Raw genomic sequence first — 19,300 nt, 5'->3', positions numbered from 1 at the left:
GCTGCGTGTATCGCGGCTATTCATCCAGCCGCTCGGTGTACACCACCCAAACGCTGCACGGCATTTTGTACAGCAGATGCTCCACCGTACTGCCGATCAGCCGGCCCATGCCGCGATGGCCGATCCGGCCCATGACAATCACGTCAACGTCATATGCATCGACATAGCGGGTGAGGACTTTGGCCGGGTTGCCCATGATCATGTGCCGCTGCTCCGGCGCGATGCCGTTGCGCTCGGCCAAGTCGTTGAAGGCATCCTCCTGGTAATCGAATACGGTCTTGGCCTTGCCCGACGAGAAGAACGCCGACCCGTTGTCGAAGCCGAATTCGTCGGCGCTGATGGATGAAAGGTCATAGGCGTAGACCACATCGAGCTCGGCATTACAGGCGCTCGCCAGTTTCGCCGCCTCGTGGAGGATCCGGTCGTTGAAGGTTTTGTAATGGTCATCGCGATGAAAGGGGTCGACCGCCGCGACGATCTTTCGCGGCAAGGCGTGCACGGCGTGGCTCACGAAATGCAGCGGCACCGGGCATTCGCGCAACAAATGCACATCGAGCGGGGTAAACATCAGCCGCGACAGCAGCGATTCGTGTTCCAGCGCCTTGATCAGCACGTCCATCGGCTGCTCTTTGAGGTGAATCAGGATTTCCTCCAAGGGGCGTTCGACCCAGGCCACTTCGGTGGTGACGTGCACACCGATTTTGCGCAAAGGGCGGGCCTGTTCCTCAAGCCATTGGCGGTGGCGCTCGACGTAGCCCACGCGGATTTGTTCCAGCGCCTTTTCGTTGACCAGACTGGCGGTCGCCAGGCCTTCCAGATAATCGAAGGCGACGATGTGCAGCGCGGCGTCTTCGGCCTTGGCCAGCGCAGCGGCCCTGTCGAAAGCGGGGCTGTGTTCCATCAGCGGTGATGCAACCAGCATGAAGCGGGATTGACCAGACATGACGAACCTCCCGTGGATTAGCCGCCCGACGTGCGGCTCGTGCGACGTACATCCAGTCTCTAAGTATTGACCATGATCAACCTCCCGTCCGTAAACCGGGCGCAGGCTGAGGTTCATGCTGAACTCAAACGCACGTGAACGCTCAGGAGAACCCCGATGGCAATCATGAAAGCCGCGATATTCGTTGAGAAAAACCGCATCGTGCTGGATGACAAACCGATCCCCGAGGTCGGGCCGCTGGATGCGCTGGTCCGCATTACTACCACGACGATCTGCGGCACCGACGTGCACATCCTGCGGGGTGAATACCCGGTGGCCAAAGGGCTGACCATCGGTCACGAACCGGTGGGCATCATCGAGCGGCTGGGCTCGCAGGTGCGTGGTTTTGTCGAAGGCCAGCGGGTGATTGCCGGCGCCATTACCCCCAGCGGACAAAGTTACGCCTGCCTGTGCGGTTGCAGTTCACAGGATGGCCCGGACACCCGCCATGGCTTCCGCGCCGCCGGTGGCTGGAAGTTCGGCAACACCATCGATGGCTGCCAGGCCGAGTACGTGCTGGTGCCGGATGCATTGGCCAACCTGTGCCCGATCCCCGATGGCCTCAGCGACGAACAGGTGCTGATGTGCCCGGACATCATGTCCACCGGGTTTTCCGGGGCAGAGCGGGGCGAGGTCAAGATTGGCGATACCGTGGCAGTGTTCGCCCTCGGGCCGATCGGCCTGTGTGCCGTGGCCGGCGCGCGCCTCAAGGGCGCCAGCACCATTATCGGCATCGATACCGTGGCAGAACGGATGAGCGTCGCCCGGCAGTTGGGTGCGACCCACGTGGTCAATTTCAAGGACGGCGACGTGGTCGCGCAGATCATGGCGCTGACCGACGGTCGAGGTGTCGACGTGGCCATCGAAGCGCTGGGCACCCAGGGTACTTTCGAGTCCGCGCTGCGGGTGTTGCGCCCCGGTGGTCGTTTGTCCAGCCTGGGGGTTTACTCCAGTGATCTGCGCATTCCCCTCGAAGCTTTTTCCGCGGGGCTCGGGGATTTCAGCATCGTCAGCACCTTGTGCCCCGGCGGTAAAGAACGCATGCGACGGTTGATGGCGGTGGTGCAAAGCGGTGGCGTCGATCTGTCGCCGCTGGTGACGCATCGCTTCAAGCTTGACGACATCGAAGCCGCGTATGAGTTGTTTGCGCATCAGCGGGACGGGGTGATGAAAGTTGCGATCACGCCTTGAGCTTGTCCTCAGGGTTTCCAGATATCGACGTCTTTCGCATCCACTGCCTTGGGCAATAAACCCGCGGCAAAAAAAGCGTCGGCGATTTTCTGCTGCTCACCCAACTGATCGCCTTGCACCGGCTGTACCTGGTAGCTGCGATGGGTGTTGGCCGTCTCGATGGTTGTTACATCAAGGTTGCCCCACAATGGGCTGAGTATTTGCGCCGCCTGCTTTTTCCAAGGCAGCGATCAGCCTGCGCAGCCTGAGCAAAAATCGGCATGGTATCCGCCACTTCAGCGCTGATATCGACGTTGCCGACATTCAGCGCTTCCAGCAGTGGCAAACCACTTGAAAACACATGCCAGCTCACATCGATGTTCTTCTGCGCGAGGGTTTTTTCCAGCGTGCCTTGGGTTTTCAACAAGGTGATGAGGGTCGATGACTTCTGGTAACCGATTCGTACCGTTTCCCGGGCCTGGGCCGCAAAGGTGAACGACATGGCCAGTGCAACGGCCAGACCGGCCAGTACCGGACGACGGTATTTCGCTTCAGCGTTTTGGTGTCAGCGATGCGTTGCTGCTCGGCCAGCTCATCGACCTTGATCGGGACGATGTCATAGCTACGGCGAGTGTTCGCCAGCTCCACCGTGGCGGCATTGATGACGGCCAGGATTCCCGCCGCCAACGGGTGTTTTTCCGGCAGATGCCGGACATTCATGAGGTCTTCAGGGATCGGAGCGCCCAGCGTGAGCGGGGCGAGTCAGCGCCAGCAGAGCTCATCTGATTCATGGGCGGCTCGCTCAGGTAGTCAGGACATATATCAGCACATTCGAGGACTTATTCGGAGAGTCCCTAAAGAGATTGTTCTTTAAAAGGTATTAACTATTGCGTGTATGGCGAGCGCCAATAAATAGTTATTAAAAAAATTGACGTGTTTCAGTAGCTTTACACAGTACGAGGAATTTATTAGATACGCTTACAATGTTGCAACGTTGGCATTGCACTGTGTCAGGGCTTTAGGCGTGTCTGTCCGGTAAGTATCGTAAGTATCTGCTTGTTTTTGGTGCGCAGGTATATGTTTTTGTTTGAGGTGTCAGTCACGATAAATTTTATATACCACTGATTTTAATAGTAATTTTATCAATGGTTAACGTGTTTACGATGTGGGTACTCACTTTGCTGATCCAACTACTCATGTTGTCGGCGCGAAGTGTTCGAAATTTCTTTTAAAAAAAACAGTACGTGCTTGATGTTTGTCTACACTCCAATTTTACGGTGTGGGTCGAGAGTCAAGTTGTATCTAACGGTCGGTTAGTTGGTGCGGTAGAGCGACTGTCGGCCTGCGCGGCATGCCGATGGCATTCCTGAATCAAGTTATACGGGGGGATTCACCGATGCGGATCAGCATATTTGGTTTGGGGTACGTGGGCGCTGTATGTGCGGGCTGTCTCTGTGCTCGCGGTCATGACGTAATCGGAGTGGATATCTCGCAAGTCAAGGTCGACCTGATCAACCAGGGTAAGTCGCCCATCGTTGAACCCGACCTGGAGCCGCTGCTCGAGCTGGGTGTGAGTTTTGGGCGGCTGCGTGGTGACCGTGATGTGAAGGCGGCAGTGATGGGCACGGACATGTCGTTCCTCTGCGTCGGTACGCCCAGCAAGAAGAATGGCGATCTGGACTTGGTCTACATCGAGTCGGTCTGCCGCGAGATCGGAGAAGCGCTGCACGACAAGCACAGTTGGCACACAGTAGTGGTGCGTAGCACGGTGCTGCCGGGCACGGTGAAGAACGTGGTCATCCCGATACTTGAAGACTATTCCGGCAAGAAGGCCGGGGTCGACTTCGGCGTGGCGATCAACCCGGAGTTCCTGCGCGAAAGTACCGCGATCAAGGATTACAACTGTCCGCCAATGACGGTGATCGGTGAACTCGACCAGCGCAGCGGTGACATGCTCGCCACGCTCTATCAAGAGCTGGACGCCCCGCTCCTGCGCAGGAGCATCGAAGTGGCGGAGATGATCAAGTACACCTGCAATGTCTGGCACGCGACCAAAGTGACCTTCGCCAATGAGATCGGCAATATCGCGAAGGCCGCCGGCGTGGACGGTCGCGATGTGATGGACGTGATCTGCCAGGACACCAAACTCAACCTGTCGCGTTATTACATGCGCCCCGGCTTTGCGTTCGGCGGTTCCTGCCTGCCCAAGGATGTGCGTGCGCTGAACTATCGCGCCGGGCAAATGGACGTCGAGCACCCGCTACTGGCCTCGATCATGCGCAGCAATGCGGTGCAGGTACAGAGAGCCTTCGACATTATCAGCAGTTACGGCAAGCGGCGTGTCGCGCTACTCGGCCTGAGCTTCAAGGCGGGCACCGATGACCTGCGCGAAAGCCCGCTGGTGGAGTTGGCCGAGATGCTGATAGGCAAGGGCTACGACCTGCATATCTTCGACCGCAACGTTGAATACGCGCGTATCTACGGGGCCAACAAAGAGTACATCGAGTCGAAGATTCCGCACCTGGCTTCGCTGTTGTGCCCTGACCTTGCGAAAGTGATCGAGCAGGCGGAGGTGATCGTGCTGGGTAACAGTGACGAGTCCTTCAAAGCCATTGCGCTTCAGGTGCCCGAGGGCAAGCAGGTGGTTGACCTGGTGGGCTTCCTGCCACACGCCAGTGACGATCGGCTCGAGGGTATCTGCTGGTAAGCGAGGCGCGGAGCTGATGCGCCCCAAACAACATGGGTTTATCGAACGGGGGGTCATAGGTATGGCTGATTCCAGGGTTTACTTGCGCGAAGCTGCGGGCTGGTTGTTCTACGTCACCGCGCTGATGGGGCTTGCACTGTTGCTGCCGCGCACCGTGTTCGATCCCCAATCCAGGGACTTTCTCCTGTTGCTGGGGGCGGTCGGTATCTGGCGTTATTCGATGGGCGCGATCCATTACCTGCGGGGGATGCTGTTCCTTTATCTGGTATTCCCTTATTACAGACGCAGAGTCACCAGGCTGGGCAGCACTGCCGATCCGTCGCAGGTGTTTTTGCTGGTCACCAGTTTTCGTATCGATGCGTTGACCACGGCGCAGGTCTACCGCTCGGTGATCGAAGAGGCCATCGGTTGTGGTTACCCGACCACGGTGGTCTGTTCCATCGTCGAGCTGGCCGATGAACTGCTGATCAAAGCGCTGTGGGACAGCTATACCCCGCCGGAGCAGGTCAAGCTGAGCTTCGTGCGGATTCCCGGCACCGGTAAGCGCGATGGCCTGGCCCATGGTTTTCGGGCGATCTCCCGGTATTTGCCGGATGCCGATGCGGTGGTGGCGGTGGTCGATGGCGACACCGTGCTCTCGCCCGGGCTGGTGCGTCAGACCGTGCCCTGGTTCAAGCTGTTCCCGAACGTCGGCGGGCTGACCACCAATGAGTTCTGCGAGGTGCGCGGAAGCTACCTGATGAGCCAATGGCATAAGCTGCGGTTCGCCCAGCGGCACATCAATATGTGTTCTATGGCACTGGGCAAGCGAGTGCTGACAATGACCGGGCGGATGTCGGTGTTTCGCGCCCAAGTGGTGACCGACCCCGGCTTTATTCAAGACGTAGAGAGCGATTATCTGCAGCACTGGCGCCTGGGGCGTTTCCGCTTCCTGACCGGTGATGACAAGTCCAGTTGGTACAGCCTGATGCGGCTGGGCTACGACACCTTTTATGTGCCCGATGCGGCGATCAACACGGTCGAGCACCCCCCGGAAAAGAGCTTCTTCAAGGCCAGCCGCCAGCTGATGTTCCGTTGGTATGGCAATAACCTGCGGCAGAACTCGCGGGCGCTGCACTTGGGCGTGCAGCGGTTGGGCTGGTTCACCTCGCTGGTGCTGTTCGATCAACGCGTATCGATGTGGGCCAGCCTGCTCGGGCCGTCAGTGGCGATCATTGCCAGCCTCAAATACAGCATGGCCTACCTGCTGATCTATGTGCTCTGGATCGGCCTGACTCGCTTGTTCCTGAGCCTGCTGTTGCTGGCTTCGGGGCACCCGGTCGGGCCGGCCTATCCACTGATTCTCTATTACAACCAGTTGGTCGGCGCCGTGGTGAAGATCTATGTGTTCTTCCGTCTCGACCGGCAATCGTGGACGCGCCAGAAAACCAGACTCGACCGCGGGCTGGCCAGCTATCAGCGCTGGTTCAATACCTGGTCGTCGCGGGCCATGACCTTTTCGGCCGGCAGTGTGTTTTGCGCGCTGCTGATGTGGATGGTGTAGCGCAGATGTCAGGGCAGTCGGCATGCCGTGCCGGTCTGCACAGCGGTAAAGGATAAAGGTGCATACCGGCTCTGACCTGCCGGATCGTTCTCAATCGTGGAAGGGAAGGGACGCGTTATGAACACAGCTTGTATTGCTGTTGATGACAATGTTGTGCATGAGTCGGAGGTGCAGCGTCAGCATGCGCGGCTGAATCTACCGGCGAGGCTCAAGTTACACGTGCCGAACCGGGAGATGTTCGATTGCGAGCTGATCGACTTGTCGGCCGGTGGCTTCAGCCTGAGTCAGCTGAACCCACCGCTGATCGTGGGCCGACAGCACAAAGGCAAACTGGTGTTTCAGGTCGATGCGCTTGGGTTTGCCATCGACGTGGAGTTTGTCGTGCGTTCGGTAGGTAGCGAGGGGCTGCGGGTGGGTTGCGAGTTCCACAACCTGCCTCCACGTGCGATCTCCGCATTGCGTTATCTGATCACCTCCTACCTCTCGGGTGGGGTGATCAGCCTGGGTGACATGCTCGCGACCCAGCAGCGCGACAACTTCACCAAGCCGCGAAAGCACGATAGCGGCAACGGCCTGGGCTTTTTCGCACGCTTGCGGGCGACCACGGTGAGCCTGCTGATGTTCCTGGTGGGACTGGGTGCCTTTGGTTATGTGCTGAACCAGTTGTATGGCATTTATTTCGTCACTCACGCCGAATCGGCGCGGGTCAACGTGCCCGGCCAGTTGATCGGCCTGCCGCGCGACGGCAGCGTCAAGTCGTTGGTCAAGGTGGGGGCGGTGGTGTCCAAGGGGGCGCCGCTGGCGACCTTTTCCGCGTCGCTGCTGGATGTGATGAAAGGCAACCTGCCACCCGGGCAGGCGACCCCGGAAAACCTCGAGCGCCTGTTCAGCCGGACCCTGCAAGGGTCGCTGACCAGCCCTTGCGATTGCCGGGTGGTGGCGCAGCTGGTGCCGGACGGCCAGGTCGTCGGCAAGGGCACCACGGTATACGAGTTGATGCCGATCGATGGTGTGGCGACCATCGAGGCGCGCTTCCCCTATAAGAACTTTGCCAAGATCCAGCCTGGCAAGGCAGTGAGCTTCCAACTGGTCGGTGAAGAACAGCCACGCACGGGCAAAATCGCCACGGTGGTGCTGGACAACGGCGGCCTGGCCTCCGACCTGCGGGTCACCATAGAGCCTGACAGCGCGTTGCAGACCGATCTCGCCGGGCGTCCGGTGGAAGTCAGTATCGAAAACCTGCAGAGCAATGCCTGGGTGAAGAATGCCTGGGCGGCCAATACCTGGGTGAAGAATGCCTGGGAGAATAAAGCCATGGCGGCCGGAAAATGAACGGCGCATGGCGATCGGGGCTGCGGTTTTCTGCGCTGGCCGCAGCTCTGATGATGATTCATGGTTGCGGCACCCTGCCGGATCAGGGGTTGGCGCGCGAGGCCATGTTGCGCGGCGATTATGAAACGGCACGCAAGCACTATGCGGCGCTGGCCCAGGACGGCTATGCCGATGCCCAGGCCGGGATGGGCGACCTGACGGCGTCGGCGGGCGACCCGGCGAGCCTGAAAGAGGCTGAAGCCTTGTACCGGCAGGCCGCGCCGGAGTCGGTCAAGGCGCAGTCACGTCTGGGCCGCTTGTTGTTGCGTCAGGGGCCGAGTGATCCCAAGCAAGTGCGCGAGGCCCAGCAATTATTGGAAGGCGCGCTGGATAAAGGCGAGTTCAGTGCGGTGGTGCCGCTGACGTTGTTGTACCTGGGCTACCCGCAACTGGTGCCTGGGGTGGATCCGCAGCAGAAGGTCGATGGCTGGCGCGCCCAGGGCATTGTCGAGGCGGATCTGGCGCAGATTCTGATTTACCGCAATCAGGGCACCTATAAGGCTCACCTGCCGCAGATCGAGCAGATGTGCCGGGCTCGGCTTGCGGTACTCGATGCCTGTTATGTGGAGCTGGCCACCATCAACCGAATGCGCGCCCAGCCCAATGCGCAAGCGGCCTTGCTGGTGGAGTTGCGCCAGGGTTGGCGCGAGGGACGAGTCGCGCCCTTGCGGGTCGAGTCGGTGGCGCGCGTTCTGTCGTCGCCAGCCCTCGAAGGCCCGGCCGATGCACAAAGCGCCCAGCGCCTGCTCGAGGAATTGGCGCCGGTCTATGCGCCGGCCTGGACCAGCCTGGCACGGTTGATCAACGACTACCCCGTGCAAGGCGATACGCCGCAATTGCTCTCGGCCTTGCAGCGCGGGCGCGAGGCGGGCGACCCACGGGCGGAACTGCTGACCGGGCGGCTGTATTACCTCGGCAAATGGTTGCCGCAGAACCCGCGTCTGGCTGAAGAGCATTTGCTCAAGGCGGCCGCGGCCGGTGAAGTCGGGGCGCATTACTACCTGGGCCAGTTGTACCGGCGCGGTTATCTGGGCCAGGTCGAACCGCAGAAGGCGCTGCAACATTTGTTGCTGGCGGCCCGCAACGGCTCGCCCAATGCCGACCTGGCCCTGGCGCACATGTTTTCCGACTCCCGCGGGGTCAAGGTCAATCGGATCAATGCCTATGTCTTTGCGCAACTCGCGCAGCGTCAGGGCGTGGTAAATGCAGAGCCAGTGCTGTCGGCCCTGCAGTCGGGGCTAACCCCGGCAGAAAGGAAAATCGCGCAGCCTTTGCTTGAAGGGGAAGCCCAGGCCCGTCTGACGGGCGCGGCGCTAGCCAGACTGCAAACTCCGGAAAATGGACAGGACTTACTATGAAGCAAGCATTATTGGCAGGTTGTGGTCTGGGTGTTTCGCTGATGTGCAGTGCCGGTCTGGTGCTGGCGGCGGAGGTGGCTCCGAAGAATTTCGGCCTGGATGTGAAGATTACCGGTGAGTCGCAGGACGACCGTGACCTGGGCACCGCACCCGGTGGCACGCTCAACGGTATTGGCATCGACTTGCGCCCCTGGGCCTTTGGCCAATGGGGTGACTGGAGTGCCTATTTGATGGGGCAGGCGGTGGCAGCGACCGATACCATCGACACCGATACGGTGAACAACGGCGTCGACGAAAGTAACGCCCGCGGGACCGATGACAGCTACCTGGCGATGCGCGAGTTCTGGGTCGACTATTCGGGCATCACCGCCTATCCGGGCGAGCATTTGCGCTTGGGGCGCCAGCGTTTGCGCGAGGACAGCGGCGAGTGGATGGACACCAACATCGAAGCGCTCAACTGGACCTTCGAGACCACGCTGTTGCGCGCCCACCTCGGCGCCGCTGAACGCTTTTCCGACTACCGCACTGACTTGAGTGACCTGGCGCCCGAAGACAAAGACCGTTCCCATGCCTTCGCCGACATCTCTACGCAATGGGCGCCCAATCACTGGTTCGGCCTGCGCGTGCATCACTCCGAGGACAGCGGCAGCCTGCCCAATACGGGCGAGCAGCTCGATGCGCTCGACAAGACCAACACCGGCAGCCTGACCTGGGTCGGTCTCGAAGCGAACGGTGACGGCTACAACTATCGCTCGACGATGCCGGTCAATTACTGGCTCAACGCGACCTGGCTGACCGGCAGTCGCGACAACCTCACCAGCGTGGTCGACGCTAACGGCGATCGCATTGCGACGGGCCACACCAGTGGCGACGTCAACGCCTGGGGGGCGGACCTTGGCCTGCGCTGGAACATCGATGAAAGCTGGCGCCTCGGTGCTGCCGCAGCCCGTGGCGACGGCGGTGGTCGCGACCAGGAGAATCAGTTCCAGCAAACCGGCCTGCAGAGCAACCGCTCGAATTACACCGGCACGCGTTCGCGCGTTCACCGTTTCGGCGAAGCCTTTCGCGGTGAACTGAGCAACCTCCAGGTGGCTACCCTGTTCGGCTCCTGGCAGCTGCGCGAGGACTACGACGCCAGCCTCGTCTACCACCGCTTCTGGCGGGTCGACGACCAGCAGGAAACCGGCGACGGCGGGATCATCAATGCGGCGCTGGTGGACGGTGAGAAGGACCTGGGCCAGGAAGTCGATCTGGTCATGACCAAGTACTTCAAACAAGGCCTGTTGCCCGCGAGCATGGTGGATTGGGTCGACGAACCCTCGGCGCTGATCCGCTTGCGCCTCGGCGTGTTCTTCCCGGGTGACGCGTACGCCAGCGACACCGACTCGAGCATGCACCGGGCGTTCATTGATTTCGTCTGGAAAATCTAGGCCCAGGTTGTTGCCCACGGTGATGCCATCGTGGGCAACGGCGCCTTGATCACACCACGTTGCATTTATTTTGATGAGTGAGGCTTATGGACAGTGTCGTCAAGATAGGGCTGTTGCTCGCCGGACTGCTGTTGGTGCAGACCGCGGGTGTCAGCGCGGCGGGTCTCGTATTCGCGCCGCGCTATACCATTAGCGAGGCACCGGGAAAGCCCTTGCTGATCAAAGAGCCAAAGATCCCCGACCTGTCCGGCTATACGGCCGAGGCAGCCATGGCGAAGATTTCCTACAAGCCCGCCGGCAGTGCCTTGATCCAGCCGATGCTCAAGGAAAACTCGCTCGACGAGTTCATCGGCGGCAAGGAGCGTCTCAAGGAATGGGTGGTGCGCCAGCAGCGAATGCCGGTGGCGATCTTCATCGATCGGGGCTACATGAACTTGACGCAACTGGCGCGCAGCCTGCCACCGACGGCCTTGCGCGAAACTGCGCCGGGGGTGTTTCTGGCACGCTTGCCAATTGTCATACGTCCGGGCGGGACCCTGCATATCGACAAGTCGGTCAAGGAGTTGCGATTGTCCCAGGAGGGCGGTTCCTTCCTGGTCAATGACGGCAAGCTGTTTATCACCGACACCAAGGTCAGCGCCTGGAGCGAGAAGGACGACAGCCCGGCCTGGTACAAGAAAGAGGGGGAGTTTCGGCCCTTCCTGGTGTCCTGGGGCGGCACCGAGACCTACATCGTCAACAGCACCATCACCAGCTTCGGCTACACCGCGAGCAAGAGTTATGGGGTGAGTATTTCCCAGTACAGCCCGAGCATGGCGCCGAAGATGAAGCGCAAGCGGCCGACCGGCTGGTTGCTCAATTCGCAGTTCGTTGACAACTGGTACGGCTTCTATTGCTATGAGGCCGACGACGTGGTGATTCTCGGCAATTCCTACCGCGACAACATCGTCTATGGCATCGACCCGCACGACCGTTCACGCCGGCTGATCATTGCCCACAACGACGCCTTTGGTACCCGCAAGAAGCACGGCATTATCCTCTCACGCGAGGTCAATGACAGCTGGATCATCTACAACCGCGCCTACAACAACCACCTGTCGGGCATCGTTCTGGACCGTTCCAGCGTCAATAACCTGGTGGCCTACAACGAGACCTACAAAAACCGCTCCGACGGCATGACCCTGTATGAGAGCGGCAATAACCTGATCTGGCGCAACCGCGCGATCGACAATGACCGGCACGGGATCCGGGTGCGTAACAGCACCGGTGTGCGGCTGTATGAAAACGAGCTGATGGCTAATGCCCTGACCGGTATCTACGGTCACATCAAGGATTTGCGCGGCAGCGACCGCGACCTCAAGGAAGATCCCTACGAAGCCAGGTTGTCGCTCACCGTGGTCGGCGGCAAGCTGATCGGCAACGGTTCCAGCCCCATCACCGTGTTTTCACCCTCGCGTCTGGAACTCTATGACTTGACCTTTCTGGCGCCGCAGAAACAGGACGGCCTTGCCTTCACCGGTTTGCTGGGGGAGGTGCAAGGCGACTTGATGGACATTCTCCTGCGCCGCCATGCAGCCGCGTTGATTCTGCCCGAGACACTGTGAGGAGCCTGCCGATGAACACCCTCCATGGATTTGCCGCGCTGTGCCTGCTGTCTGTGCCGACGTGGGGACAGGCGCAGCCGCAGTACACGGCCGAGGCCTGCTGTCAGCTGTGCCCACAAGCGGCGCAGGCGACACTTTACGAGCAGCCGGAGCTGAAAAACTACGCGACCCTGGTGGAGGCCCAAGACCAGTGGCTCTTTCGCACCCAAAGCGATTTTCGCACTGACTTCGGCCTCGATGAGAGCGGTTACAAAGCCCTCAAGCGTCTGCGCGACGGGCTGGCCCAACGCGGGGTCGAGCTGGTGTTGGTGTTGCCACCCAGCCGCGGCTTGCTGCATGCCGACCGCCTGACGCCGCTGGAACTGGCCAACTTCGATCAGGCCAAGGCCCGGCAGAACTACTTGCAAACGCTGGACCGGGTGCGCGACTTACGTATTCTGGTCCCCGACTTCACCAGCCTGCTGGGTGCGCCGCAGCCAACCGGGCAGCCTTTCTACTTCAAGGGCGACCACAACTGGACGCCCTATGGCGCCGAACGCAGCGCCCAGCTGGTGGCCCAGACGCTCAGCGGTAACGACGTGCTCAAGGCGTTGCCGCATCAGGTCTTCGCCAGCCAGCCGGTCGGCTTGTTGGGACGCTCTGGCACGTTGCAAAAAGCCGCCGCGCAGATCTGCGGCAACGGTTATGCGGCGCAGTTTGTCACCCGTTATCAAACCCGGGCCCAAGGCGATGCCAAGGTCCCCGCCAAGGTCGTATTGATCGGTACCAGCGCCAGCGGCGAGGCGTTCAACTTTGCCGGCTTCCTCGAACAGTATCTGCAGACGCCGGTCAGCAACTTCAGTGTGCCGGGCGGTGGCTATGATGATTCGTTGATCGCCTACCTGCTCGGCGACGACTTCCAGAAGCGCCCGCCGACGGTGCTGGTGTGGGAAACCGATAATCTCGACAACCTGGGCAAATCCAGTTTCTACCGGCAGGCGATGGCAGCGCTGAGCGATGGCTGCGACAACCAGGCGCCGCTGCTCAAAAGCCTTTCGACCCTGCACAGCGGGCGCAATCAGGTGTTGTTCAACGGCGGTGGCGGCAATGTGTATCCGATCAAGGGCAATCGTTATCAGGTCGACCTAAAGTTCGCCGATCCCGCCGTGCACCTGATGAGCGCGACCCTGACCTACATGAACGGTCGCCAGGAAAACATCAGCTTGAGCCGTTCGCCGACGGTCAATACCCAGGGCCGCTTCGCCTTCGAGCTGCGCGCCGATGCGGACTGGGACGAACTGACTTTTCTTTCCATGGACGTGCAGCCACCGCCTGGACCGACCTCCATGGAGCTCTCGGCCCGCTTGTGTGCCAAGCCCGTCATCTCTGCGACACCTTCCCTGCGCACCGCGCAGACGGAGGGGCACTGATGCGTCAGGCGCACTGGGCCGCCATTGGCGTGGCCTTCATTCTGATGGGGCCGACCGTGCAGGCGGTGGCCGCTCAACTGCGCCCGCCGCAGGGCTATTACGCGCCGGCCGTGGACAAGAAGGGCGACGTGCCGAGCTGTCCGGCGGCGCCCAAACCCTATACCGGTGACCTGTTGATCCCCAGTAAGTACGAGGGCTCGGGCAAGGCACGTGATCAGCTCAACGTGGAATCCAACCAACGCTACAAGCAAATGTCAGCCGATATCAACGAACTGGAGAAGGGCGTCAACAAACAAGTCGCCGCCTATTTACGGCTCGGCCGCGCCGGCCATGTGGACTGCACCATGAGTTGGCTGGGCGATTGGGCCAAGGCGCAGGCGCTGCTGAGTACCACCTACACCCATACCGGCAAGTCGATGCGCAAATGGGCGCTGGGCAGTATTTCTTCGGCCTATCTGCGGCTCAAGTATTCGCGCTCGCAGCCTTTGAGGGGCCGCGAGGCGCAGACCCGACCGATCGAGGTCTGGATCGGCCAGCTCGCCGATCAGGTGGTGCGGGACTGGCGCGACCAGCCACTGGACCGACTGAACAATCACCAGTATTGGGCGGCCTGGGCCGTCATGGCGGCCTCGGTGGTGGTCGACCGACGCGACCTGTTCGACTGGTCGGTAGCGCAGTTTCGCATCGGCGCTTCCCAGGTCGATGCAGACGGATACCTGCCCAACGAACTGAACCGCGAAACCCGTGCGCTGGCTTACCACAACTATGCGATGGGGCCGCTGATGATGATCGCTGCCTTTGCCCGAGCCAATGACATCGACCTGCGCGAAGAAAACCACGGTGCCATGCGGCGTCTGGCGGCGCGGGTGGAGGAGGGGATCAAGGACCCACGCACGTTTGAACGCAAGACCGGCTACAAGCAGGAACTCGAGGACCTCGACGAGGATGGCAAGTTTGCCTGGCTGGAACCTTACTGCGCGCTGTACGACTGCTCGTTGCAAACCAACCGCTGGCGCCAATCGTTCGAACCGATGAAAACCTACCGCCTGGGCGGCGACATCACCCAGCTATTTGCTGACCAGAAAGAATAAATGTAACAACCAACACGCTCTGGATACCCGGTGGGGCCATTCGTAATTGGGCTTGTGTTGTAAAAGAGAAGGCAGTCCTTCGCTGTTCGAAGCGCCTTCATGTCGAGTGATGAAGGTGCAGGAGGAAAGTGCAATGATTCCAGTCATTCTGTCCGGCGGCAGTGGTTCGCGGTTGTGGCCGTTGTCGCGCAAGTTGTATCCCAAGCAATTCCTGAGTCTGGCAGGCGAGGGATCGCTGTTTCAGCAGACCCTGCAGCGCCTGGCGTTCGAGGGTATCGGCAAGCCGATCGTGGTCTGTAATCAGGAACATCGCTTTATCGTCAATGAACAACTCGCCGCCATCGGCTGTACGCCGCAGGCGATACTGCTCGAACCCTTCGGCCGCAATACCGCGCCGGCGGTGGCGCTGGTGGCCCTCAAGCTGATCGCCGAGGGCCGCGATGAGCTGCTGCTGGTGCTTCCGGCCGACCACGTGATTAGTGACGTCCCCGCCTTGCGCGCCACGCTGTCACACGCGCAGGAAGAGGCGCTCAAAGGCAATATGGTGTTGTTCGGCATTCCGGCGATGCGTCCGGAAACCGGTTTTGGGTATATCAAGGCCGCCGGCAGCGATGCTGGCGCCGGCGCCTTCAAGGTCGAGAAGTTTATCGAGAAACCCGACCAGCAAACCGCCAGCGAATTTGTCCGATCCGGCGAGTACTTCTGGAACAGCGGGATGTTCCTGTTCCGTGCCAGCCGCTATCTCGACGAGTTGCGCACTCACGAACCCGACATGTACGACACCTGCGTGCTGGCCCTGGAGCGCAGCCGCAGCAGCGAAGGCGTGACCAGTATCGATCGGGTCACCTTTGAATGCTGCCCGGACAACTCCATCGACTATGCGGTGATGGAGCGCACCAGCCGCGCCTGGGTCGTCCCGCTAAGCGCTGGCTGGAGTGATGTCGGTTGCTGGTCTTCGCTGTGGGATGTGCACGACAAAGACGTCGACGGGAATGTGCTCAAGGGCGATGTCGTCAGCTACAACAGCCGCAATTGCTTCGTGCATGGCAGTAGCAAGCTGGTGACCCTGCTAGGGCTGAACGATTTGGTCGTGATAGAAACCAAAGATGCGTTGATGGTCGCGCACCGCGATGCCGTGCAGGACGTGAAAAAACTGGTCAATGCGCTCGATGCCAAAGGTCGCTCGGAAACCCAGAGCCACTGCGCGGTGTATCGCCCCTGGGGCAGTTACGATTCGGTGGACAGCGGCACCCGCCACCAAGTCAAGCACATCACCGTGAAACCGGGCGCGCAGCTTTCCCTGCAGATGCATCACCACCGCGCCGAACACTGGATCGTGGTCTCCGGTACAGCCCAGGTGACGTGCAACGAAAAGGTCTTCCTGCTCACTGAAAACCAGTCAACCTACATCCCGATCGCTTCGGTGCACCGCCTGTCCAACCCCGGCAAGATCCCGCTGGAAATCATCGAGGTGCAGTCGGGCAGTTACCTGGGCGAGGACGATATCGAGCGCCTGGAAGATGTCTACGGCAGGAGCCAACAGGTCAAGAGTTGAGCCCATTTACCAGAAGCGTTGGCTTGTTTATCGAACGAGGAAGATACGCGAGCTTCGTTGGGATCGAACCCACGACCCCTGCCTTCGGAGCGCGGCATGAATGGAGTGGCTGAAATATAATAAAAAAAAATGATAATTAGCTTGGATTAACATGTGCTTTTTATTATTTTTTGGCTTCCCATAGGCTTGCTGGAGATCCTTAAGGCCCTCCAGGAAGTTTTGCCATGAGCAGCGTCAGCCCGTTATCCAGCGTCTCGAAAAATGTTCGCCAGCGCGTCAGCCCCGAAGAATGGGATGTGCGGGTGAAACTGGCCGCGGCCTATCGGCTGGCGGCCCTGTTCAAATGGACTGATCACATCTACACGCATTTTTCGGCGCGAGTGCCGGGGCCCGACGAGCATTTCCTGATCAATGCCTTTGGGCTGCTTTTGGGGGCGGTGGGTAGGGCACAGTTGAACACTAACTACACTTGACGCTAACGGCCTTCGCGGCGCGTTGCAGTTCTTGTTTAACGTCGACAGGTATCCGCTGTTTCACGAGTCGCTGCTCGAGGAATGTCTGATCGCCTCGGGTATCAACCTGAGCGTCAATAGCCGCATCCTCCGCTTCCAGGGCGGCAGCGTGAGCCTCTATGACCGAGTCGACCTCAGCGTCGCTCTTGGCGGCATCGAGCGCAACAATGAGTGTCGCCACTTCGTCTTCTTCAGCCTTGGCATAGGCGTCTACAGACAATCCGGCAGCCAACGCCCGCGCTCGCATTTCCACGCCTTTCAGCGTCTGCTTGGCCTCTCCACACAGCATGTCGTGCTTGTGGCTTTCGACGACTTTCCATTGGAAAAATCCATACGTCATCGTGCCGATAATCGCTACGGCGATACCACCGATCAGGAACCGTTTCATGGCTACAGTCGTGAACGTGTGGGGATTGAGAGTTCGGTGGACATCGCTTCGTTCTCTATTCGAGGAAATGAAAGCGTAGCACCGGAACCGGCCTAGCCCCGTCCAACGTCAATGCAAATACATTGGTGAAGGAGAGGAGCGGCGTGTCTTCAAGATTACAACCTCACGTCCCTTGGACCCTTACTAGTTACCGTCCGCCACCTTCCGTTCTATCTCAGCTATTTTCCGACTGAGTTCCTCAGCTTCCTGCCCTTTGGTTCGAGTTGAAGAGGGCGTAACGGTTTCATCCACACCTTTGGCGTCCGTGTCCCTGTCCTCAAGCTCTCTTTCGGCGTTTGACGTTGCATTTGATTTGACGTCATTAACACTGTCATCGCTGTTCATATCGCTGACCTCCATTGACCTGAACATTGGATTCAACGCTATGGCTTGAGTTCGAGATTTTTTGTCGGCGTTCCTCGATTACCTGACGAAACGTACCGGCGGTCAGACGGCCTGAATTCTACCGGGTCGCAATACTCCACCGTCCGAGGAGCAGTCGCTCCTTGATAGCGGTGGAATCCGCCGGGGGAACACGTAATGCCATCGGTCGAAGACTTCAGGATCCACTCTCACGCTTTCCTGATCGAGCTGGATGCCGCAACGATGGGAATGATGACGCTGGTCTCTTCTAGATGTGTTTCAGGGCCGGAATGGGAAGAGGCAACCAAACGGCATCACGATGCTTATGAGATGTGGAATTCCTTTCTTAATGTCTCTGCTTCAGGCACTGACTCAGTCACTCCGTTAAATGCTTCAGGCGCTGACGCTTGCTAGAGCCCTTGTGTGCGGTATTCAGCATCCCTGCGATTCGCCGTTTCAGTGCTCTTTGACCTTCTTGATGCGGAAAATAATCAGCGCAAGGATGGCGATCGCGAGGGGCGTCATCGCCAGCATGGCCTCCCGCGGGGCCACCTCGGCGCCGAGCAGGTGCAACCCTGAGTAGCCAAGCTTGAGCAGGTTCAGCAGGTAGTAAGTAATGGCGATAATCGACAGACCTTCGACGGCGCGCTGGATTTTGATCTGGGCATCGGCGCGGGCGTTCAGGCTTTTGAGAATTTCCGAGTTCTGTTCTTCCATTTCCACCTGAACCCGGGCTTGTAACAGGTCGCCCAGGTTGGCCACGCTTTTCGCCAGGTGCTCCAGGCGTTGTTCGGTGGCGGTGCAGTACCTGACGGTGGGTTTGAAGCGGCGTTCGATGAACACCCCGAGGCGCTGGCAATCGCCTACGTGACTTTCCCGCAATTCGCCCAGGCGTTCGTACACGAGTTGGGCATAGGCCTGGGTGGCACTGAAGCGGTGGCGGGTTTTCGCGGTACTGCTGACCACTTGGGCTGACAGGTTGGAGATGTCCGCCAGCAGGGTTTTCGCGTTGCCGCTGTCGGCGTCGGCGTTACGCTCGGAGAGGGTGACCAAGGTCTTGTCAAAGACATCAAGTTGCGCGCTGAGGGTCTTGGCCGTGGTCAACGACAGCGAGGCCATCATGCGGTAGGTCTCGATTTCCAGCAGACGGCGGATCATCCGCCCTTGGCGGTAAGCGTTAAGGCGCCGGTTGACGAACAGGATGTGGTTGTTGCCGTCCTCGCTGAGACGAAAATCGCTCCAGACCACCGCATCGCCACCGCCCACGCAGGAACCGCACGGGTCCTTGAAGTCGTAGCCGGCGAGGTCCAGGCCGGCTTCGCCACGCACTACGATCTGCACCGAGTTGATCAACTGCGGCAAATGCGCTTCGACTTTTTGCGCCAGCACCTCGGGCAGCGATGTCCAGGACAGGTCATCGCAGGATGACGTGACCACCAGGGTCAGGGTGAAGAACTCGGCGTGGCGTTCCCATTTCAGGGCGTGGCCATCGAGTTGGGTGATGCCCTGGGCGGCATGAGGATCGATCGGGATAGGGCAGCAGCGCTCCAGCAGCGCATTGCACTCCGGTTCCCCGCCAAGAAAGGCCAGATGAAACACATGGGCCGGTTCGTCGAAATACAGTGACGGGCGCGCGTGCAGTTCGTTGTGCAGGGTTTGTCTTTGCGGATGCATGCTGTTCAGGCCATTGATCGACTGCTGTTGTAGGTGGGACAGGTCGATGAACTCACGAGTCACAAGCAGCAATCCATGGGTTGTCGCTGGGTGGTAACGCACCG

Annotated in this window: 15 protein-coding genes and 2 pseudogenes; 12 read left to right on the top strand and 5 right to left on the bottom strand. The window is 59.8% G+C overall.

Translation table 11 applies throughout. The features are described from left to right. Positions 1-16: 16 nt before the first annotated feature. Positions 17-943 carry a universal stress protein gene (locus E3W21_RS04350; protein WP_129436751.1) on the bottom strand — a complete coding sequence of 309 codons (927 nt, stop codon included), beginning with the start codon at positions 941-943 and terminating at the stop codon, positions 17-19. Positions 944-1,099: 156 nt separating this feature from the next. On the opposite strand from E3W21_RS04350, the gene E3W21_RS04345 reads away from it, so the two are divergent. Beyond that, the gene (locus tag E3W21_RS04345) at positions 1,100-2,173 is read left to right on the top strand and encodes an NAD(P)-dependent alcohol dehydrogenase (RefSeq protein ID WP_134418568.1); all 1,074 of its coding nucleotides are present in this window, start codon (positions 1,100-1,102) and stop codon (positions 2,171-2,173) included. A gap of 8 nt (positions 2,174-2,181) precedes the next feature. On the opposite strand, the pseudogene E3W21_RS04340 reads toward E3W21_RS04345, so the two are convergent. Beyond that, a pseudogene (locus E3W21_RS04340) lies at positions 2,182-2,654 on the bottom strand (hypothetical protein). Between the two features lie 5 nt (positions 2,655-2,659). Between E3W21_RS04340 and E3W21_RS32265 the strand changes: the two are divergent. The 11 genes and pseudogenes from E3W21_RS32265 to E3W21_RS04285 form a co-directional block, all read left to right on the top strand. Further along, positions 2,660-2,938: a hypothetical protein gene (locus E3W21_RS32265; RefSeq protein ID WP_371927038.1), complete on the top strand. Its 279-nt coding sequence runs from the start codon at positions 2,660-2,662 to the stop codon at positions 2,936-2,938. A 610-nt stretch (positions 2,939-3,548) separates the two neighbouring features. Continuing rightward, entirely contained in the window at positions 3,549-4,859 is a 1,311-nt protein-coding gene (locus tag E3W21_RS04330; protein WP_134418567.1) for a nucleotide sugar dehydrogenase, read from the top strand. 61 nt (positions 4,860-4,920) lie between these two features. Further along, positions 4,921-6,402, top strand: a complete 1,482-nt coding sequence (locus tag E3W21_RS04325) for a glycosyltransferase family 2 protein (RefSeq protein ID WP_129445038.1) — start codon at positions 4,921-4,923, stop codon at positions 6,400-6,402. Positions 6,403-6,519: 117 nt separating this feature from the next. Next, positions 6,520-7,734, top strand: a complete 1,215-nt coding sequence (locus E3W21_RS04320) for an alginate biosynthesis protein Alg44 (protein WP_129436748.1) — start codon at positions 6,520-6,522, stop codon at positions 7,732-7,734. Then, on the top strand, positions 7,731-9,131 hold the full coding sequence (locus E3W21_RS04315) for an SEL1-like repeat protein (RefSeq protein ID WP_134418566.1): 1,401 nt from the start codon (positions 7,731-7,733) through the stop codon (positions 9,129-9,131). Before E3W21_RS04320 ends, E3W21_RS04315 begins: the two co-directional genes overlap by 4 nt. Positions 9,132-9,172: 41 nt before the next feature. Then, positions 9,173-10,561 carry an alginate export family protein gene (locus E3W21_RS04310; protein WP_256661511.1) on the top strand — a complete coding sequence of 463 codons (1,389 nt, stop codon included), beginning with the start codon at positions 9,173-9,175 and terminating at the stop codon, positions 10,559-10,561. Positions 10,562-10,647: 86 nt separating this feature from the next. Then, positions 10,648-12,165: a mannuronan 5-epimerase AlgG gene (algG, locus tag E3W21_RS04305; protein ID WP_134418564.1), complete on the top strand. Its 1,518-nt coding sequence runs from the start codon at positions 10,648-10,650 to the stop codon at positions 12,163-12,165. Between the two features lie 11 nt (positions 12,166-12,176). After that, a complete protein-coding gene (locus E3W21_RS04300) occupies positions 12,177-13,574 on the top strand; it encodes an alginate biosynthesis protein AlgX (RefSeq protein ID WP_134418563.1) in 1,398 nt (465 codons plus the stop codon). After that, positions 13,574-14,665, top strand: coding sequence for a mannuronate-specific alginate lyase (locus E3W21_RS04295; RefSeq protein ID WP_134418562.1), 1,092 nt, complete (start codon positions 13,574-13,576; stop codon positions 14,663-14,665). Before E3W21_RS04300 ends, E3W21_RS04295 begins: the two co-directional genes overlap by 1 nt. Before the next feature lie 133 nt (positions 14,666-14,798). After that, positions 14,799-16,220: a mannose-1-phosphate guanylyltransferase/mannose-6-phosphate isomerase gene (locus E3W21_RS04290; RefSeq protein ID WP_129436742.1), complete on the top strand. Its 1,422-nt coding sequence runs from the start codon at positions 14,799-14,801 to the stop codon at positions 16,218-16,220. A gap of 224 nt (positions 16,221-16,444) precedes the next feature. Next, positions 16,445-16,675, top strand: a pseudogene (locus E3W21_RS04285) (class II aldolase/adducin family protein); the annotation flags it as partial. Between the two features lie 4 nt (positions 16,676-16,679). On the opposite strand, the gene E3W21_RS04280 reads toward E3W21_RS04285, so the two are convergent. The 3 genes from E3W21_RS04280 to E3W21_RS04265 form a co-directional block, all read right to left on the bottom strand. Continuing rightward, on the bottom strand, positions 16,680-17,120 hold the full coding sequence (locus tag E3W21_RS04280) for a hypothetical protein (protein ID WP_129436741.1): 441 nt from the start codon (positions 17,118-17,120) through the stop codon (positions 16,680-16,682). A gap of 183 nt (positions 17,121-17,303) precedes the next feature. Further along, positions 17,304-17,504, bottom strand: coding sequence for a hypothetical protein (locus E3W21_RS04275; protein ID WP_134418561.1), 201 nt, complete (start codon positions 17,502-17,504; stop codon positions 17,304-17,306). 474 nt (positions 17,505-17,978) lie between these two features. Next, positions 17,979-19,196 (bottom strand): DUF3422 domain-containing protein, encoded by a 1,218-nt coding sequence (locus E3W21_RS04265; RefSeq protein WP_134418629.1) that lies wholly within the window; start codon positions 19,194-19,196, stop codon positions 17,979-17,981. Positions 19,197-19,300: the final 104 nt, after the last annotated feature.

This window comes from Pseudomonas sp. F01002 (genome assembly GCF_004402115.1).
In the GTDB taxonomy this organism is placed as follows: domain Bacteria; phylum Pseudomonadota; class Gammaproteobacteria; order Pseudomonadales; family Pseudomonadaceae; genus Aquipseudomonas; species Aquipseudomonas frigoris.
Note: the sequence above shows the minus strand (reverse complement) of the source record. Positions and strands in the feature narration are given on the sequence as shown.

What these genes read in the sequence shown, in the direction of transcription:
- E3W21_RS04350 (WP_129436751.1), bottom strand. Translation starts at nt 943, where the DNA reads ATGTCTGGTCAATCCCGCTTCATGCTGGTTGCATCACCGCTGATGGAA.
- E3W21_RS04345 (WP_134418568.1), top strand. Translation starts at nt 1,100, where the DNA reads ATGGCAATCATGAAAGCCGCGATATTCGTTGAGAAAAACCGCATCGTG.
- E3W21_RS04330 (WP_134418567.1), top strand. Translation starts at nt 3,549, where the DNA reads ATGCGGATCAGCATATTTGGTTTGGGGTACGTGGGCGCTGTATGTGCG.
- E3W21_RS04325 (WP_129445038.1), top strand. Translation starts at nt 4,921, where the DNA reads ATGGCTGATTCCAGGGTTTACTTGCGCGAAGCTGCGGGCTGGTTGTTC.
- E3W21_RS04320 (WP_129436748.1), top strand. Translation starts at nt 6,520, where the DNA reads ATGAACACAGCTTGTATTGCTGTTGATGACAATGTTGTGCATGAGTCG.
- E3W21_RS04315 (WP_134418566.1), top strand. Translation starts at nt 7,731, where the DNA reads ATGAACGGCGCATGGCGATCGGGGCTGCGGTTTTCTGCGCTGGCCGCA.
- E3W21_RS04310 (WP_256661511.1), top strand. Translation starts at nt 9,173, where the DNA reads ATGTGCAGTGCCGGTCTGGTGCTGGCGGCGGAGGTGGCTCCGAAGAAT.
- algG (WP_134418564.1), top strand. Translation starts at nt 10,648, where the DNA reads ATGGACAGTGTCGTCAAGATAGGGCTGTTGCTCGCCGGACTGCTGTTG.
- E3W21_RS04300 (WP_134418563.1), top strand. Translation starts at nt 12,177, where the DNA reads ATGAACACCCTCCATGGATTTGCCGCGCTGTGCCTGCTGTCTGTGCCG.
- E3W21_RS04295 (WP_134418562.1), top strand. Translation starts at nt 13,574, where the DNA reads ATGCGTCAGGCGCACTGGGCCGCCATTGGCGTGGCCTTCATTCTGATG.
- E3W21_RS04290 (WP_129436742.1), top strand. Translation starts at nt 14,799, where the DNA reads ATGATTCCAGTCATTCTGTCCGGCGGCAGTGGTTCGCGGTTGTGGCCG.
- E3W21_RS04280 (WP_129436741.1), bottom strand. Translation starts at nt 17,120, where the DNA reads ATGAAACGGTTCCTGATCGGTGGTATCGCCGTAGCGATTATCGGCACG.
- E3W21_RS04275 (WP_134418561.1), bottom strand. Translation starts at nt 17,504, where the DNA reads ATGAACAGCGATGACAGTGTTAATGACGTCAAATCAAATGCAACGTCA.
- E3W21_RS04265 (WP_134418629.1), bottom strand. Translation starts at nt 19,196, where the DNA reads ATGCATCCGCAAAGACAAACCCTGCACAACGAACTGCACGCGCGCCCG.